This window comes from Actinosynnema sp. NPDC059335 (assembly GCF_042752395.1).
Classification (GTDB): Bacteria; Actinomycetota; Actinomycetes; order Mycobacteriales; family Pseudonocardiaceae; genus Actinosynnema.
On sequence record NZ_JBHYXZ010000004.1, the window covers coordinates 23,445 to 39,472 of the forward strand.

General features: G+C 74.9%; 16 protein-coding genes. 10 read left to right on the top strand and 6 right to left on the bottom strand.

All coding sequences use genetic code 11. The annotated features are described in order from the left end of the window. Positions 1-150: 150 nt before the first annotated feature. Positions 151-921: an IclR family transcriptional regulator gene (locus tag ACFXGA_RS01970; protein WP_378083435.1), complete on the bottom strand. Its 771-nt coding sequence runs from the start codon at positions 919-921 to the stop codon at positions 151-153. 45 nt (positions 922-966) lie between these two features. Between ACFXGA_RS01970 and ACFXGA_RS01975 the strand changes: the two genes are divergently transcribed. Next, the gene (locus ACFXGA_RS01975) at positions 967-1,446 is read left to right on the top strand and encodes a SigE family RNA polymerase sigma factor (protein ID WP_378083437.1); all 480 of its coding nucleotides are present in this window, start codon (positions 967-969) and stop codon (positions 1,444-1,446) included. Further along, on the top strand, positions 1,443-2,456 hold the full coding sequence (locus ACFXGA_RS01980; protein WP_378083438.1) for a hypothetical protein: 1,014 nt from the start codon (positions 1,443-1,445) through the stop codon (positions 2,454-2,456). The genes ACFXGA_RS01975 and ACFXGA_RS01980 overlap by 4 nt, the downstream gene beginning before the upstream one ends. Positions 2,457-2,642: 186 nt before the next feature. Here ACFXGA_RS01980 and ACFXGA_RS01985 read toward each other — a convergent pair whose 3' ends face one another. The 3 genes from ACFXGA_RS01985 to ACFXGA_RS01995 are packed head-to-tail and all read right to left on the bottom strand — an operon-like array spanning position 2,643 to position 5,138. Next, on the bottom strand, positions 2,643-3,437 hold the full coding sequence (locus tag ACFXGA_RS01985; protein WP_378083440.1) for an ABC transporter permease: 795 nt from the start codon (positions 3,435-3,437) through the stop codon (positions 2,643-2,645). Further along, the gene (locus ACFXGA_RS01990) at positions 3,430-4,197 is read right to left on the bottom strand and encodes an ABC transporter permease (RefSeq protein ID WP_378083442.1); all 768 of its coding nucleotides are present in this window, start codon (positions 4,195-4,197) and stop codon (positions 3,430-3,432) included. The genes ACFXGA_RS01985 and ACFXGA_RS01990 overlap by 8 nt, the downstream gene beginning before the upstream one ends. 2 nt (positions 4,198-4,199) lie before the next feature. Continuing rightward, entirely contained in the window at positions 4,200-5,138 is a 939-nt protein-coding gene (locus tag ACFXGA_RS01995) for an ABC transporter ATP-binding protein (RefSeq protein ID WP_378083445.1), read from the bottom strand. Positions 5,139-5,287: 149 nt separating this feature from the next. Between ACFXGA_RS01995 and hutH the strand changes: the two genes are divergently transcribed. Genes hutH through hutI form a run of 5 tightly spaced genes read left to right on the top strand, consistent with a single transcriptional unit; the run spans position 5,288 to position 12,011 of the window. Beyond that, complete coding sequence (hutH, locus tag ACFXGA_RS02000) at positions 5,288-6,793, top strand: histidine ammonia-lyase (protein WP_378083446.1); 1,506 nt, start codon at positions 5,288-5,290, stop codon at positions 6,791-6,793. After that, positions 6,793-8,436, top strand: coding sequence for a urocanate hydratase (gene hutU / locus ACFXGA_RS02005; RefSeq protein WP_378083448.1), 1,644 nt, complete (start codon positions 6,793-6,795; stop codon positions 8,434-8,436). The genes hutH and hutU overlap by 1 nt, the downstream gene beginning before the upstream one ends. After that, positions 8,429-9,607, top strand: a complete 1,179-nt coding sequence (locus tag ACFXGA_RS02010) for an allantoate amidohydrolase (RefSeq protein WP_378083449.1) — start codon at positions 8,429-8,431, stop codon at positions 9,605-9,607. Before hutU ends, ACFXGA_RS02010 begins: the two co-directional genes overlap by 8 nt. Then, positions 9,604-10,869, top strand: coding sequence for a formimidoylglutamate deiminase (locus ACFXGA_RS02015; RefSeq protein WP_378083451.1), 1,266 nt, complete (start codon positions 9,604-9,606; stop codon positions 10,867-10,869). Before ACFXGA_RS02010 ends, ACFXGA_RS02015 begins: the two co-directional genes overlap by 4 nt. Then, complete coding sequence (gene hutI / locus ACFXGA_RS02020) at positions 10,866-12,011, top strand: imidazolonepropionase (RefSeq protein WP_378083453.1); 1,146 nt, start codon at positions 10,866-10,868, stop codon at positions 12,009-12,011. The genes ACFXGA_RS02015 and hutI overlap by 4 nt, the downstream gene beginning before the upstream one ends. On the opposite strand, the gene ACFXGA_RS02025 is transcribed toward hutI, so the two are convergent. Further along, on the bottom strand, positions 11,971-12,852 hold the full coding sequence (locus ACFXGA_RS02025) for a dihydrodipicolinate synthase family protein (protein ID WP_378083455.1): 882 nt from the start codon (positions 12,850-12,852) through the stop codon (positions 11,971-11,973). The two genes, hutI and ACFXGA_RS02025, sit on opposite strands and share 41 nt — an antisense overlap. Before the next feature lie 70 nt (positions 12,853-12,922). Here ACFXGA_RS02025 and ACFXGA_RS02030 point away from each other — a divergent pair, with 70 nt between their 5' ends. The 3 genes from ACFXGA_RS02030 (at position 12,923) to ACFXGA_RS02040 (ending at position 15,734) form a co-directional block, all read left to right on the top strand. Continuing rightward, entirely contained in the window at positions 12,923-13,825 is a 903-nt protein-coding gene (locus ACFXGA_RS02030) for a LysR family transcriptional regulator (protein ID WP_378083457.1), read from the top strand. A gap of 210 nt (positions 13,826-14,035) precedes the next feature. Beyond that, complete coding sequence (locus tag ACFXGA_RS02035; protein ID WP_378083459.1) at positions 14,036-15,028, top strand: aldo/keto reductase; 993 nt, start codon at positions 14,036-14,038, stop codon at positions 15,026-15,028. A 28-nt stretch (positions 15,029-15,056) separates the two neighbouring features. After that, positions 15,057-15,734 carry a class I SAM-dependent methyltransferase gene (locus ACFXGA_RS02040; RefSeq protein WP_378083461.1) on the top strand — a complete coding sequence of 226 codons (678 nt, stop codon included), beginning with the start codon at positions 15,057-15,059 and terminating at the stop codon, positions 15,732-15,734. Here the strand turns inward: ACFXGA_RS02040 and ACFXGA_RS02045 are convergent. Then, the gene (locus ACFXGA_RS02045; protein WP_360788852.1) at positions 15,698-15,877 is read right to left on the bottom strand and encodes a DUF6104 family protein; all 180 of its coding nucleotides are present in this window, start codon (positions 15,875-15,877) and stop codon (positions 15,698-15,700) included. The genes ACFXGA_RS02040 and ACFXGA_RS02045 overlap by 37 nt on opposite strands. Between the last annotated feature and the right edge of the window lie 151 nt (positions 15,878-16,028).

Genomic DNA, 16,028 nt, shown 5'->3' on the forward strand with positions numbered 1-16,028 from the left:
TGGACGATCCCGAGTTGACGGGGCGGTTGGCGAAGGACATGGGTTCCCCTCGCGCGGCAGTCATGGTGCGGGCCATGAGCCGAGGTGTTCGCGATGTCCTCGAGGAAACCGGGCGGACGCAACCCGGATGACCGACGTGGCGCCCGCCCCTCAGGACCGGCCGCCGATGCGGGTGGTCAGCTCGTCCGCCGCGCGCCGCGCCTCCGCCGCCAGCTCCGGCCACGTCTCGCCGCACTCCGCCTCGCACACGTGCCGGAACGTCACCGTGATCGCGGCGATCGGGCGTTCGCCGCGGTCGAAGACGGGGGCCGCGACCGACGCGAACCCGGCCGTCACGTACCCGTCCTCCACCGCCCACCCGCGCCGCCGTTCGACGGCCAGCAGCCGGCGCAGCGCGGGCAGGTTGCGCGGCCCCCGCCCGGTCCGGTCCACGAACGGACCCGGGAACAGCGCCCTGACCTGCGCCGCGGGCAGCCGGGCGAGCATGGCCCGGCCCGACGCGGTCAGGTGCGCGGGCAGCCGCACGCCGACCTCCGACACGATCGTGGCCGGGTGCCGGGGCTGCTCGCGCACCAGGTACAGCGCCTCCGCCCCGTGCAGCACGCCCAGGTGCGCGGTCCGCCCGACCGCGTCCACCAGCCGCCGCAGCACCGGCCGCGCCAGCCGCTCCAACGGGTCGTGGCGCAGGTAGGCCGACCCCAGCTCGAACGCCGCCACGCCCAGCCCGTAGCGCCGCTCCTCGGGGAAGTGCGTGGCGAACCCGGCCGCGGTCAGCTCGGCGAGCAGGTGGTAGGTCGTGGACCGGGGCAGCGCCAGCTCCCGCGCGACCGCCGCGGCCGACAGCGGGCCGGGTCTGCTCGCCAGCAGGCGCAGCACGGCGAGCCCCCGGCGCAACGCCGGCACGTCGCTGCTGCCACCCACGGGACCCATTCTCAACAGAATCGCGGCGGGCCGCATTGGAGGGGTATGAGCACCGGCTTCGAGGAGTTCGCCGCGGCACAGGCAACCCCGCTGCTGCGCTACGCCACCGTGCTGACCGGGGATCCGCACCTGGCCCAAGACGTGGTCCAGGAGGTCCTGATCCGGGCACAGCAGAGGTGGGCGCGCATCGGCTCGGTCGACGCGCCGGTCGCGTACCTCAAGCGGATGGTGACCAACGAGTACCTCGGTTGGCGCCGCCGCCTGAAGGCGCACCTGCCCCTGACCGGCGTGGACCCGCCCCAGCCCGACCCCGCCGGCCACTACGACGAGCGGGAGGCGATGCTCCAGCGCATCGACCGGCTCCCGCGCAAGCAGAAGGCGGCCGTCGTCCTGCGCTACTACGAGGGCTACGACGACGCCGAGATCGCCGCGATCCTGGGCTGCGCCCAGGTCACGGTCCGCAGTCACATCTCCCGCGCGCTGGCAGTGCTGCGCGCCGACGAACGCGTGAGGCAGTCGCTGTGAACGACACCACCGAAACCCTGATCACCGACGCCCTGCACCACCGGGCCGAGCGCACGCCGCCGCCCGGGACGGTGCTCGCCGCGCTGCGCCGGCCGCGCCCGGCGCGCAAGCCGCTGCTGCTGGTGCTCGCCGCCGCCGGCACGACGGCCGCCGCCGCCGCGCTGGTGGTGACCACCGTGAACGGGCCCACCTCCGACCAGGCCCCGCCCGCCCGGCAGCTCGCCACCACGTCCGCGCCCACCCCCGCCGCGACCGCCGACGTGCCCACCCGGACCTTCGGGTACCGGCCCGGCGTGATGCTCGACGGCTACACCGAGCGCGAACGCGTCATCGCCGGGTGGGGCACGTCCCGCGTCTACGCGCCCGGCGCCACGACCCTCGGCTCGCCGCAGGTCCGCTTCGGCATCTTCACCGGCATCGCGGGCGACGTGGGCCCCAAGGTCGAGAACGCGCCGGTCGCCGACCGCACGACGGTGGGCGGCGCGCCGGCCGCCTGGTTCGGCGACAGCCTGTACTGGAACGCCGCCCCGGGCCACGTGCTCAGCGTCAGCCTGGAGCACGTCACCGGCCTGGACGTCCGGGCCGAGGTGCGGCGGATCGCCGAGTCCGTCACGCCGGACACCACGTCGATGCGCGTCCCGTTCTCGTTGGACGAGTACCCGTACGTCGAGGTGGGCGGACCGAACCCGGCCGAGTGGCGGATCGCCGGCCGGGTCACCCTCGACCACCTCCCGTACGACGTGGAGCTGCTGCGCACGGCCGAGGCCCCGGCCGGCTCCACCCCCACCACCGTGGACGGCAAGGCCGCGCACTACGCCGCCGACCGGTACGGCCTGCTCGCCGTCCAGGTCGCGCCGAACGTCCAGGTGCGGGTGAAGCCGGGCGAGCACAACAAGCCGGTGCCGTCCCACCTGGAGCCCCGGCACGCCCCCGTCGAGGTGCTGGCCGGGGTGGCGACGGCCCTCACCGTGGACACCGACCCGGACGTGGCCTGGATCGGCACGCCGTAGGGGAGGCGAGGGCGGTGGGGGGGCGGCGGCCGCCCCCCCCCCAACCCCCCCCCACCAACAGTGCCCCACCCCCCCCCCCCCCGCCCCAACGCGCGGAGCAGAGCGCCCCCCCCCCCCGCGCGGGGGGGCGGGGGCCCCCGGGGGGGGGGGGGGGGGGGGGGGGGGCCCGCGCCCCCCCCCCACCGCTCAGCCGCCGAACTCGATCGTGCCGTCACGCCGCCCGCGGCGGACCATGCGCTCGAAGCTCACCGCCGCCACGGCGAACCACACCGCGCCCACGCACGCCTCCAGCGCGAGCTGCCCGAGCACCGTCGACGCCGGTCCGCCCCCGACGAACGCCCGGATCGCGGCCAGCCCGTGCGTCATCGGCAGCACGGACGTGACGGCGCGCACCCAGTCCGGCCAGAACGACGTCGGCACGTTGACCCCGCAGAACGTCATCAGCACCAGGTAGCTCAGGTTCAGCGCCAGCCACCGCGCGGACGGGAACCCGAGCACGAACGACGCCACGCACGTCCCGTAGCCGTAGCAGGACAGGCCGACCACCAGGATCATCAGCGGCACGGCGGCCGCCTCCGGCCACGGCAGGCGCACCCCGAACAGCGGCGGCAGCACCAGGAACGCGGTGGTGGACGCCGCGACGCCCGAGCCGAGGTTCACCAGGCCCCGCCCGAGGTACACGGTGAGGTGCGTGGACGGCGCGGCGACCAGCAGCGCCAGCGTGCCGGCCTGCCGCTCGCCGACGGTCAGCAGGATGACCACGGTCGCGTCGATGGCCATGATCGCCACGACGTTGCCGATGAGCAGGTAGTCGACCTGCTCCTGCGACCCGAGCATCCGGCCGATCAGGGCGTAGAAGCACACCTGGATCAGCAGCCGGGACAGCCACGTGAACGTCCACGTCTTCCACGTCTGGAACGCGGTGTACATGGTCCACGAGGCGATCAGCCCCTGCTTGAGCACCCGCAGCTGGTCACGCATACGTCACCGCCCCCTGCTCGCGCGCCCGGCGCAGGGTCAGCGCCAGCAGCACCCGCCCGCCGACCAGGGCGGCGACCCCGAGCCCGACGACGGCCAGCAGCCGCCAGCCGAAGGCCGTGACCGGCGCGGCGGCCATCGCGTCGCGCATCAGGTCGGCCGACCACGACAGGAAGATCGCGTGCGACAGCGGCCGGAGGAACTCCGGCAGGTACTGCACCGGCACCATCACGCCGGACAGCACGTAGATCGGGAAGCCGATGAAGTTCAGGTAGTTGTTGCTGTTCCGGGCCAGGAGCATGGACGCCGCCAGCAGCAGGCTCGTGCCGATCATCGCGAACACCGACGCCGCCATGGTCGTCCAGAACACCCACGGGTGGTGCACCACGGGCGTCACGCCGAACAGGAGCTTGCCCAGCAACCACGTCTCGCCGAGCGGGACGACGCCCAGCACCATCACCGCCGAGATCCGGCCCAGGTAGACGGGGTGCAACGAGCCGGGCGCGGCCATGCCGAGCTGGAGCGCCGCGGTCCAGCGCTCGCCGACGAGCACGGTCGTCGCGAGGCCCGTGGCGAAGCCCCACAACCCGATCAGGGTCGGCGCGAGGAACGCGTGGGCGACCAGGTCGGGCCGCGCCGCGTGCATCACGATCGACAGCATCATCACCACGGTGAACGGGATCGTGCACAGCGTCAGCAGCTCGTCGGGCTGCCTCCGGATCAGCCAGAACTGCGTGCGGACGCCGGACAGGAACAGGCGCACGGTCAGACCTCCATGCCGCGGCGGCCGATGAGGTCCAGGTACACGTCCTCCAACCGGGGCGGCACGGCGTGCACCGAGCGCACGCCGCGGTCCAGCAGGAAGTCGATCACCGCGCGGGCCGCCCGGTCGTCGGCGGCCTTGACGCGCAGCACGCCGTTGCGGGTCTCCGTGCCGACCACGCCGGGCAGGCCGCCGACGTCCACCGAGGTCTCGGCCTCGACCCAGCGGTGCAGGCCCGACATCTCGGCCAGGCCGCGCGGCGACTCGGTGGCCAGCACCCGGCCCTTGTCGATCAGCGTGACGCGGTCGCAGACCTCCTCGGCCTCGTCCATGTCGTGGGTCGTGATGAGGATCGTGCGGCCCTCGTCGCGCAGCTCGCCGATCAGCGCGCGGAAGTCGCGCGCGGCCACCGGGTCCATGCCGGTGGTCGGCTCGTCGAACAGGATCAGCCGCGGGTCGCCGATCAGGCCGCGGGCCAGGTGCACGCGCTGCTTCATGCCGCGCGAGAACGTCTCCACCAGGTCGTCGGCCTTGTCGGCGAGGCCCAGGCGGGCCAGCAGCGCGTCGGTGCGCGCCTTCGCCCGCGCGTCCGGGAGCTCGTACAGCGCGGCCCAGTAGCGCAGCGTCTGCCGCGCCGTCAGCTTGCCGTACAGGCCGCGCTCGCCGCCGAACACGATGCCGACGTGCCGCCTGATCTCCGCCGCGCCGGTCACGACGTCGTGGCCGAGCACCTCGGCGGTGCCGGACGTGGGCAACAGGATGGTGGAGAGGATCTTGCACAGCGTGGTCTTGCCCGCGCCGTTCGGGCCGAGCAGGCCGTGCACCTCGTGCTCCGGCACGTCCAGCGTGAGCCCGGCGAGCGCGGTCACCTCCTCGCCCCTGGGCCGCCACCCCTTGCCCTTGCGATACGTCCTGGTCAGATCCCGGACCCGAACACCCATGGTCACCCCCCTGCCGAATCCCGTGACGCTACCGCCGGGGCCGGGCGGCCCGGGACCGGTTTTCGGGCGGGGCCGAACCGTCTCGTATCCCAGACACGATCGGCGGATGTCGGGTCGTGCGGATCGGGCCGCCGGGTTGAGATGGGCACATGCAGCAACCCGTGCAGCTGGGTCCGAAACCCCTGACCCGCGCCGACGTCCACGCCGTGGCCAGGGGCGACGCGCGCGTGGAGATCACGGAGGCGGCCCGCGAGGCGGTCACCGCCGCCCGCGCGCACATCGACCGCCTGGCCACGGCCGAACGGCCGACCTACGGCGTGTCCACCGGCTTCGGCGCGCTGGCGGTCCGGCACATCCCGCCGGACCGCCGGGCCGCCCTCCAGCAGTCCCTGGTCCGCTCGCACGCGGCGGGCGCGGGTCCCGAGGTCGAGCGGGAGGTCGTCCGCGCGCTCGTCCTGCTCCGCCTCAAGACCCTGGCCAGTGGGCACACCGGTGTCCGGTTGGAGACCGCGGAGGCGATGGCCGCGATGCTCAACGCGGGCATCACCCCGGTCGTGCACGAGTTCGGCTCGCTGGGCTGCTCGGGCGACCTCGCGCCGCTGTCCGCCGCCGCGCTGGCGCTGACCGGCGAGGGCGACGTCCGCGACGCCGACGGCGCGCTCGTCCCGGCGGCCGTCGCGCTCGCGGCGGCGGGCATCGAGCCGGTCCGCCTGGCCGAGAAGGAGGGCCTGGCGCTGATCAACGGCACGGACGGCATGCTCGGGATGCTGGTCCTCGCCATCCGGGACCTGGACTACCTGCTCGACGTCGCCGACCTGACCGCCGCGATGAGCGTGGAAGCCCTCCTCGGCACGGACCGCGTGTTCGCCGCCGACCTGCACGCGCTGCGCCCGCACCCCGGCCAGGGCCGGTCCGCGCGGCGCATGGCGGAGATCCTGCGCGGCTCCGAGATCATGGACAGCCATCGCGGCCCCGACTGCACCCGCGTCCAGGACGCCTACTCGCTGCGCTGCTCGCCGCAGGTGCACGGCGCGGCCCGGGACACCGTCGCCTACGCCGCGACGGTCGCCGACCGCGAGCTGGCGTCGTCGATCGACAACCCGGTGGTGCTGGCCGACGGCCGGGTCGAGTCGAACGGCAACTTCCACGGCGCGCCGATCGCCTACGTGCTGGACTTCCTCGCCATCCCGACCGCCGACGTGGCGAGCATCGCCGAGCGGCGCACCGACCGGATGCTCGACGTGAGCCGGTCGCACGGCCTGCCGCCGTTCCTGGCGCACGACCCGGGCGTCGACTCGGGCCACATGATCGCCCAGTACACGCAGGCCGCGATCGTCAGCGAGCTGAAGCGCCTGGCCGTGCCCGCGTCGGTCGACTCGATCCCGAGCAGCGCCATGCAGGAGGACCACGTCTCGATGGGCTGGTCGGCCGCGCGCAAGCTGCGGCAGGCCGTGGACGGGCTGCGGCGCGTCCTCGCGATCGAGTTCCTGACCGCGGCCCGTGCGCTGGACCTGCGCAAACCGCTCAACCCCGCGCCCGCGACCGCGGCGGCCGTGGCGAAGCTGCGCGAGCACGTCCCGGGCCCCGGCCCCGACCGCCACCTCGCGCCCGAGATCGCCGCCGCCGAAGACCTCATCCGGAAGGGAGCACTCTGATGGTGCGCGCCGCCCGAGGGACCGACCTCACCGCGCGCAGCTGGCCGACCGAGGCCGCGCTGCGGATGTTCCACAACAACCTCGACCCCGACGTGGCCGAGCGCCCCGACGACCTGGTCGTCTACGGCGGCACGGGCAAGGCCGCCCGCGACTGGCCGAGCTTCCACGCCATCAGCCGCGAGCTGACCGAGCTGGCGGACGACGAGACGCTGCTCGTGCAGTCCGGCCGCCCGGTGGGCGTCCTGCGCACGCACGAGTGGGCGCCGCGCGTGCTCATCGCGAACTCCAACCTCGTGCCGGACTGGGCCACCTGGCCCGAGTTCCGCCGCCTGGAGGCCGAGGGCCTGACCATGTACGGCCAGATGACCGCCGGGTCGTGGATCTACATCGGCACCCAGGGCATCCTCCAGGGCACCTACGAGACGTTCGCCGCCGTGGCCGACAAGCGGTTCAACGGCACGCTGCGCGGCACGTTGACGGTCACCGCCGGGCTCGGCGGCATGGGCGGCGCGCAACCGCTTGCGGTCACCATGAACGAGGGCGTGGCGCTGTGCGTCGAGATCGACCCGCAGCGGGCGCGCCGCCGGGTGGAGACCCGCTACCTGGACGAGATCGCCGACGACATCGACGACGCGATCGCCCGCGTCCTCGCCGCGAAGTCCGAGGGCCGCGCGCTGTCGGTCGGCCTGATCGGCAACGCCGCCGAGGTGCTGCCCGAGCTGCTGCGCCGGGACGTGCCGGTCGACATCGTCACCGACCAGACCTCCGCGCACGACCCGCTGGCGTACTGCCCGAAGGGCGTCGCGGTCGAGGACTGGCCGGACTACGCCGCCGGGAAGCCCGACGAGTTCACCGACCGGGCCCGCGAGTCGATGGCCGACCACGTCGAGGCGATGGTCGGGTTCCTGGACCGCGGCGCGGAGGTGTTCGACTACGGCAACTCGATCCGCGGCGAGGCCAAGCTCGGCGGGTGCGAGCGGGCGTTCGACTTCCCCGGCTTCGTGCCCGCCTACATCCGGCCGCTGTTCTGCGAGGGCAAGGGCCCGTTCCGCTGGGCCGCGCTGTCCGGCGACCCGGCCGACATCGCCAGGACCGACCGGGCGATCCTGGAGCTGTTCCCGGAGGACGAGAAGCTCGCGCGCTGGATCCGGATGGCCGGCGAGCGCGTCGAGTTCCAGGGCCTGCCCGCCCGGATCTGCTGGCTCGGCTACGGCGAACGCCACCTCGCGGGCCTGAAGTTCAACGAGATGGTCGCCTCGGGCGAGCTGTCCGCGCCGATCGTCATCGGCCGCGACCACCTGGACTGCGGCTCGGTCGCGTCGCCCTACCGGGAGACCGAGGCGATGGCCGACGGCTCGGACGCGATCGCCGACTGGCCGCTGCTCAACGCCCTGGTCAACACCGCCTCAGGGGCCACCTGGGTGTCGCTGCACCACGGCGGCGGCGTCGGCATCGGCCGGTCCATCCACGCGGGCCAGGTCACCGTCGCCGACGGCACGCCGCTCGCGGCGCGCAAGATCGAGCGGGTGCTGACCAACGACCCGGCCATGGGCGTGATCCGGCACGTGGACGCCGGGTACCAGCGGGCGATCGACGTCGCCGCCGCGAAGCACGTGCCGATCCCGATGAGCGCCCGTGACTGACCTCGCGGACCTCGCCGACGTCGGGCGCGACCGGCGGCGGGGCGGCTACTCCCGGCACGGCTTCGACGCCGTGGAACTCGAACTGCGCGCCTGGTTCGTCGAGGAGGCCGAGCGGCGCGGGCTGGACGTGCGGCCCGACCGCAACGGCAACATCTGGGCGTGGTGGGGCACGCCCGGCCCGGACGCCGTGGTCACCGGCAGCCACCTCGACTCGGTGCCCGGCGGCGGCGCGTTCGACGGGCCGCTCGGCGTCGTGTCGGCGTTGCAGGCGGTGGACCTGTTGCGCGCCAAGGGGTTCACGCCGGCCAAGCCGGTGGCGATCGTGGTGTTCGTGGAGGAGGAGGGCGGCCGGTTCGGCGTCGCCTGCCTCGGGTCGCGGCTGATGACGGGCGCGATCACGGCGCAGGCCGCGGCCCGGCTGGTCGACGCGGACGGCGTCACGTTCGGCGAGGCCGCCCACGCGGCCGGGTTCGACCCGCTGCGGATGGGGCGCGACGACCGGGCGCTGTCGTCCGTCGGCGCGTTCGTGGAGCTGCACGTCGAGCAGGGGCGCGGGCTCGACGTGCCGGTGGGGCTGGCGAGTTCGATCCTGGCGCACGGCCGCTGGCGGTACACGTTCACCGGCGAGGGCAACCACGCCGGGGCGACGCTGATCGAGGACCGGCGCGACCCGATGCTCCCCGCCGCCGAAGTGGTGCTGGCGGCCCGCCGCGCGGCGACGTCCGGCGCGCGCGCGACGGTGGGCCGGATCGTGCCGAACCCGGGCGGCACCAACGTGATCGCGTCGTCGGTGGACGTGTGGCTGGACGCGCGGGCCGACGACGAGCCGCGCACCCGCGAGGTCGTCGCCCACATCACGGAGGCGGCCCGCGCGGCGGCGGCGGAGGAGGGCTGCGAGGTGCGCGTGACCGAGGAGAGCTGGGGCGGCACGGTCCACTTCGACACCGACCTCATGGCCCGGGTGCGGGACGCGCTCGGCGGCGACACGCCCGCGCTGCCCACCGGGGCCGGGCACGACGCGGGCATCCTGGCCGCGCACGTGCCGACCGCCATGCTGTTCGTGCGCAACCCGACCGGGATCAGCCACGCGCCGGAGGAGTTCGCCGAGGCGGACGACTGCGCGGCGGGCGTGGCGGCGCTGGCCGCGACGCTGGAGCACCTGGCGCGATGAAGAGCTTCTGGTGCGAGCGGGCGTGGTTGCCGGACGGGATCGCGTCGCGGGTGCTCGTGCGCGTGGACCGCGGCACGATCACGTCCGTGTCCACAGTGGACACGATCCCGCTGGGCGTGGAACGGTTGCACGGCCTGGTGTTCCCGGGGTTCGCCAACGCGCACTCGCACGCGTTCCACCGGGCGTTGCGCGGGCGCACGCACTCCGACGGCGGCACGTTCTGGACGTGGCGCGACCGGATGTACGCGGTGGCGGAGCGGTTGACGCCCGACTCCTACCGCGAGCTGGCCACGGCGGTGTACGCGGAGATGGCCGTGGCCGGGGTGACCGCGGTGGGCGAGTTCCACTACCTGCACCACGGCGGCAACGAGATGGCCGAGGCGCTGCGGCAGGCCGCGCTCGACGCCGGGATCCGGCTCACCCTGTTGGACGCCTGCTACCTGGCGGGCGGGATCGGGCAGCCCGTGCGCGGGGTGCAGGAGCGGTTCTCCGACGGCACGGGGGACCGGTGGCTCGACCGGGTCGCCGAGCTGCGCGGGGACCCCAACACCAGGATCGGCGCGGCGATCCACTCCGTCCGCGCCGTGCCACGTGAAACATTGTCGCTGGTGGCCGGGGCATTCCCCGATCGGCCGCTGCACGTCCACCTGTCGGAGCAACCGGCCGAGAACGAGGCGTGCCTGGCGGCGTACGGCAGGACGCCGACCGAGCTGCTGGCGGAGGCCGGGGCGCTCACGCCGCGCACCACGGCCGTGCACGGCACGCACCTGTCGGCAAGCGACATCGGCCTGCTCGGCTCGACCCGGACCGGCGTGTGCTTCTGCCCGACCACGGAGGCGGACCTGGCGGACGGCATCGGGCCGGCGCGCGAGCTGGCCGACGCCGGGTCGCCGCTGTCGCTGGGCAGCGACCAGCACGCGGTGGTCGACCCGCTGCTGGAGGCGCGGGCGCTGGAGCACAACGAGCGCCTGCGCACCGGCCGGCGCGGGCGGTTCAGCCCGGCGGAACTCGTCGGCGCGCTCACCAACCACGCCTCGATCGGGTGGCCGGAGGCGGGCCGGATCGAGGTCGGCGCGCCGGCCGACCTGGTGGCCGTCCGGCTGGACTCCGTCCGGACCGCCGGGTCGGAGCCGGAACAGGTGGTGCTGACCGCCACGGCGTCCGACGTCGGCGTGGTGGTGGTCGGCGGCACGGTGGTGGCGCGCGACGGCGTGCACGAGCGGTTGGGCGACGTGGCGAGGCTGTGGGGAGCGGTCGGATGAGCACCCTCATCACCGGGATCGGCGAGCTGACCACCAACGACCCCGAGCTGGGCCGGCTGACCGACGCCGCCCTGGTCCTGGTCGGCGACCGGGTCGGGTGGGTCGGGCCCGCGGCGTCCGCGCCGCCCGCCGACGAGCGGGTCGACGTGGCGGGCCGGGCGGTGCTGCCCGGCTGGGTCGACAGCCACGCGCACCTCGTCTTCGCGGGCGACCGCACGGCCGAGTTCGAGGCGCGCATGGCCGGCCAGGGGTACGCGGCGGGCGGCATCGCGGTGACCGTCGGCGCCACCCGCGCGGCGTCCGACGACGAGCTGGCGGCGAACCTGCGGCGGCTGGTCGGCGAGGCCGTGGCGCAGGGCACGACCACGATCGAGACCAAGACCGGGTACGGGCTGACGGTCGAGGACGAGCTGAGGTCCGCCCGGATCGCCGCCGGGGCGGCCGACGAGGTGACCTTCCTGGGCGCGCACCTCGTGCCGCCGGGTGCGGACCCGGACGAGTACGTGGCGCTCGTGGTCGGCGACATGCTGGACGCGGTCGCGCCGCACGTGCGGTGGGCGGACGTGTTCTGCGAGCGCGGCGCGTTCGACGAGGACCGGTCCCGGGCGGTGCTGGAAGCCGCCCGCGCCAGGGGCCTGGGCCTGCGCGTGCACGGCAACCAGCTCGGCGAGGGGCCGGGCGTCCGGCTGGCCGTGGAGCTGGGCGCGGCCAGCGTCGACCACTGCACGTACCTGTCCGCCGCCGACGTGGACGCGCTGGCGGGCTCCGACACCGTCGCCACCCTGCTGCCCGCGTGCGACCTGTCGACCCGGCAGGCCCTGGCGCCCGCGCGCGCCCTGCTCGACGCCGGGGCGACGGTCGCCCTGGCGAGCAACTGCAACCCCGGCAGCTCCTACACCACGTCGATGGCGTTCTGCGTGGCGACGGCGGTCCTCCAGATGGGCATGACCGTCGAGGAAGCCGTCACCGCCGCCACCCTGAACGGCGCGAAGGCGCTCCGCCGCACCGACGTCGGGCGCCTGTCACCCGGCGCCCGCGCCGACGTGCACGTGCTCGACGCCCCCTCGACCACCCACCTGGCGTACCGCCCCGGCGTTCCGCTCACGCACGCGGTGTGGCGAGCAGGGGTTCGATCGCGCTGAGGGCGGCCGACGTGCTGCCCGGTCCGGCGGGCAGCAGCGGCAGGCGGACGTCCGGGGTCGGGATGCGGCCCAGCCGGTGCAGCACGGCCTTGATCACGGTCGGGTTCGGCTCGGCGAACAACGCCGCCGACAGCGTGCTCAGCCGCCCGCCCAGGGCGCGTGCGGTGGTGACGTCGCCGGCGTGCCAGGCGTCGATCAACCGGGCGAACCCGTCGGTGGCGACGTGCGCGGAAGCCAGGATGCCGCCGTGCGCGCCCAGCGCGAGCAGCGGCGAGACGAACGCGTCGTCCCCGCCGAGGACGGCCAGGCCGGGCGGCAGGTCGGCGAACAGGTCGACCGTGTCGGCGTTGATGCCGCCCGCCGCGTACTTGAGCCCCACCACGCCCGGCACGTCCGCCAACCGCCGCAGCGCGCCCGCCGACAGGTACTGCCCGGTCCGGTACGGGATGTCGTACACGACCAGCGGCACGGGGCTGCCCGCCGCCAGCCGGGCCAGGTGGGCCAGCGCGCCCTCCTCGCCGGGCCGGACGAACGACGGCACGGTGGTCAGCGACGCCACCACCTCCGGGTGGCCGGCCAGCGCCCGCAGCGCCTCCGGGGTGTTCGCGCCGACCACCAGCGGCGCGTGGCGCTCGCGGCAGACGCGGGTCACCACGCCCAGGACGGCCCGCTGCTCGTCCGGGGTGAGCGAGGACGGCTCCGCCGTCGTGCCCAGCGCCACGAGCCCCCGTGCGCCGTCGTCCAGCGCCTGGTGGGCCAGGGCGTCCAGCGCGTCGAGCGCGACCGCGCCCGACCGGTCGAACGGCGTGATCAGGGGGAGGAACAGGCCCGTGAGCGTCATGCCACCACGGTGCCCGGTGGGACCGTGAAGGACCAGTTCGCGTTCCTCAACAGAACCGTAAGCTGAACTGATGCTCGACGTCCGCCGCCTGCGGCTGCTGCGCGACCTGGCCCACCTGGGCACGATCGCGGCCGTGGCCCGCGCCCACGCCTACACGCCGTCGGCCGTGTCGCAGCAGCTCGCCGCCCTCCAGCGGCAGGCGGGCGTGCCGCTGCTGGAGCACACCGGCCGCAGCGTCCGCCTCACGCCCGCCGGCACGGCCCTGGTCGGGCACGCCGAGACGGTGCTGGCCGCGCTGGAGGCCGCGTCCGCCGCCGTGGCCGCCGCGCGCACCGGCCTGTCCGGCGCGGTGCGGATCGGCGCGTTCCCCAGCGCCGTGCCGACCCTGCTGCCCGCCGCGCTGGTCGCGCTGGGCCGCGACCACCCGGCGCTCGACCTCATGGTGACCGAGCTGGACCCGGTCGACATGCCGGACGCGTTGCGCGACGGCCGCCTCGACGTGGCGCTGTGGCACGACTACGACATCGCGCCGGTCGAGCCCGACCCCGGCGTGGACTCGGTGCGGTTGCTGGACGAGAAGGTGTTCCTGGCCGTGCCCGCGCGCGGGTGGCCCGACGGGACGATCGCGAGCGCCCGGGACGCGGCGTGGATCGTCGGCAGCCCCGGCACGCTGTGCCACACCGTGGCGATGAGGGTCTGCCAGGCCGCCGGCTTCACCGCCCGGGTGCGCCACCACGCCGACGACTTCACCGCCGTGCTGGCCCTGGTCGCCGCCGGCCAGGGCGTCGCCCTGGTGCCGGAACTGGGCGCGGCCCACCCGCCCGCGGACGTCCACCTCGCCCCCTTGGACGTCCACCGCCGCACCCGCATCGCCTACCGCCGGGGCGCCGGCGCGCACCCCGTGGTCGCCGCGTGCGTCACCGCCCTGCAAACCTCCACGGCCGCCTACCTGACCGCCCACGGCCGGCCGTGAACGCCCGCGGGCCGTCACCCTGCCGCCCACCTGACCTCCGCCCGGTCCGCTGCCACCCGCACCGCCGCGTGCCTGCCCGCACCGCCTCGCGCCCGCCCACCTGCCGCGTGCCCGTCCCCTCCGCCTTCCGCCCCTCCACCGCTCCCGCACCGCCACCATCCGCAGTCGGCCTGGGTGGTCGAGGCGCTCCGCGTCCGGCAGGCTGGCCGCATGGAGTACACGCAGCTCGGCCGATCCGGCCTGTCCGTGTCCCGCCTGTGCCTGGGCACGATGAACTTCGGTCCCGAGACGTCGGAGGCCGACAGCCACGCGATCATGGACCGGGCCCACGAGCACGGCATCAACTTCTTCGACACCGCCGACGTCTACGGCTGGCAGCGCGGCGAGGGCATCACCGAGAACATCATCGGCCGCTGGTTCGCCCAGGGCGGCGGGCGGCGCGAGCGGACCGTCATCGCCACCAAGCTGTACGGCGACATGGGCGACTGGCCCAACGAGCGGCGGCTGTCCGCGCTGCACATCCGGCGCGCGGCGGACGCGTCGCTGCGCCGGTTGCAGACCGACCACATCGACCTCCTCCAGATGCACCACGTGGACCGCGACACGCCGTGGGACGAGATCTGGGAGGCGTTCTCGGTGCTGCGCCGGCAGGGGAAGGTGATCTACTTCGGGTCGTCCAACTTCGCCGGGTGGCACCTCGCGCAGGCCCAGGAGGCGGCCCGGCAGCGGCACTTCCTCGGGCTGGTCAGCGAGCAGTCCATCTACAACCTGGTGAACCGGTTCGTGGAGCTGGAGGTGCTGCCCGCCGCCCGGCACTACGGCATCGGCGTGATCCCGTGGTCGCCGCTGGGCGGCGGCCTGCTCGGCGGCGTGCTGCGCAAGCAGCGCGAGGGCACCGCCTCCCGCGGCAACAGCGGGCGCAGCCAGGAGGAGCTGGAGAAGCGCCGGGACGCGATCGAGGCCTACGAGAAGCTGTCCGCCGACCTCGGCGAGGACCCGGCCAACCTGGGCCTGGCCTGGCTGCTGCACCAGGACGGCGTGACGGCTCCCATCATCGGCCCGCGCACCCTCGACCAGCTCGACGGCTCGCTGCGGGCGACCGCGATCGCCCTGGACGACGAGGTGCTGGCCAAGCTGGACGACCTCTTCCCACCCCCGGGCCCGAACGGCAGCAAGCCCGCCCCGGAGGCGTACGCCTGGTAGGCCCCGCCACCGTGGAGGAGTGCGAGTCGTGACCACCGCCCCGGACGGCAGTCCCGTCGAGGTCTACACCCTGTTCCCGCCGCTCGGCGAGGCCGAGATCGTGCACGGGGTGCTGCCGGCCGGGGCGGAGGTGCTCGAACTCGGGTGCGGCGCCGGGCGGATCGCGCACCGGCTCGTGGCGCTCGGCCACCCGGTGGTCGGGGTGGACGAGTCGCCCGACATGCTCGCCCACCTGGACGGCGTGGAGGCGGTGCTCGGGCGGATCGGGGAGGTGCGGCTCGGGCGGCGGTTCGGCGGCGTGCTCCTCGCCGCCCACCTGGTCAACACGCCGGACGGCGCGGAGCGGCACGGGATGCTCGCGGCGGCTGCCCGTCACCTCGCGGCCGACGGGCGGCTCGTCGTCCAGTGGCACCCGCCGTCCTGGTTCGAGACCGCGGCGGACGGGCAGGGCGGGGCCGCCGGGCCCGTGCGCACCTCGTTGCGGGACGTGCGCCGCCACGGCGGGCTGCTCAGCGCGACCGTGGACTACCGGGTCGGCGACCGGTCGTGGTCGCACCCGTTCACCGCGCGCCGGCTGTCCGAGGCCGACCTCCGGTCCGCCCTCGACGCGGCCGGCCTGGTCCACGACCGGTGGCTCACCGCCGACCGGACCTGGTTCTCCGCCCGCCCTCAGTCCTCGAAGTCCTCGTCGTCGCGCGCCAGGTAGGTGGCCAGGCGCTCGACCGCGGTCTCGAAGTCGGGGTTCGCGTCGACGAACGCCCGCAGCTTGTCGGCCAGCCAGGCGAACGTCACCTCCTCCTCGCCCCGGCGGGACTCCAGCTCCTCGATGCCACGATCGGTGAAGTACACGGTCTTCCTCCCACGCACGCGAACGGGAAACGGGCGGGGGGGGGGGGGGCCGGGGGGGGGGGGGGGGGGGCCCGCCCCGGAAAATACCCAAACCAAACCCGGACGCGAGAGGGCGCGCGGGGGGCACGGCGTGACCCTGGTCGACCCCCCC

Bases quoted from the DNA above. Each gene is read 5' to 3' on its own strand.
- hutH (WP_378083446.1), top strand. From the start codon at position 5,288: ATGCAGCAACCCGTGCAGCTGGGTCCGAAACCCCTGACCCGCGCCGAC.
- ACFXGA_RS01985 (WP_378083440.1), bottom strand. From the start codon at position 3,437: ATGCGTGACCAGCTGCGGGTGCTCAAGCAGGGGCTGATCGCCTCGTGG.
- ACFXGA_RS01995 (WP_378083445.1), bottom strand. From the start codon at position 5,138: ATGGGTGTTCGGGTCCGGGATCTGACCAGGACGTATCGCAAGGGCAAG.
- ACFXGA_RS01975 (WP_378083437.1), top strand. From the start codon at position 967: ATGAGCACCGGCTTCGAGGAGTTCGCCGCGGCACAGGCAACCCCGCTG.
- hutI (WP_378083453.1), top strand. From the start codon at position 10,866: ATGAGCACCCTCATCACCGGGATCGGCGAGCTGACCACCAACGACCCC.
- ACFXGA_RS02015 (WP_378083451.1), top strand. From the start codon at position 9,604: ATGAAGAGCTTCTGGTGCGAGCGGGCGTGGTTGCCGGACGGGATCGCG.
- hutU (WP_378083448.1), top strand. From the start codon at position 6,793: ATGGTGCGCGCCGCCCGAGGGACCGACCTCACCGCGCGCAGCTGGCCG.
- ACFXGA_RS02035 (WP_378083459.1), top strand. From the start codon at position 14,036: ATGGAGTACACGCAGCTCGGCCGATCCGGCCTGTCCGTGTCCCGCCTG.
- ACFXGA_RS02030 (WP_378083457.1), top strand. From the start codon at position 12,923: ATGCTCGACGTCCGCCGCCTGCGGCTGCTGCGCGACCTGGCCCACCTG.
- ACFXGA_RS02025 (WP_378083455.1), bottom strand. From the start codon at position 12,852: ATGACGCTCACGGGCCTGTTCCTCCCCCTGATCACGCCGTTCGACCGG.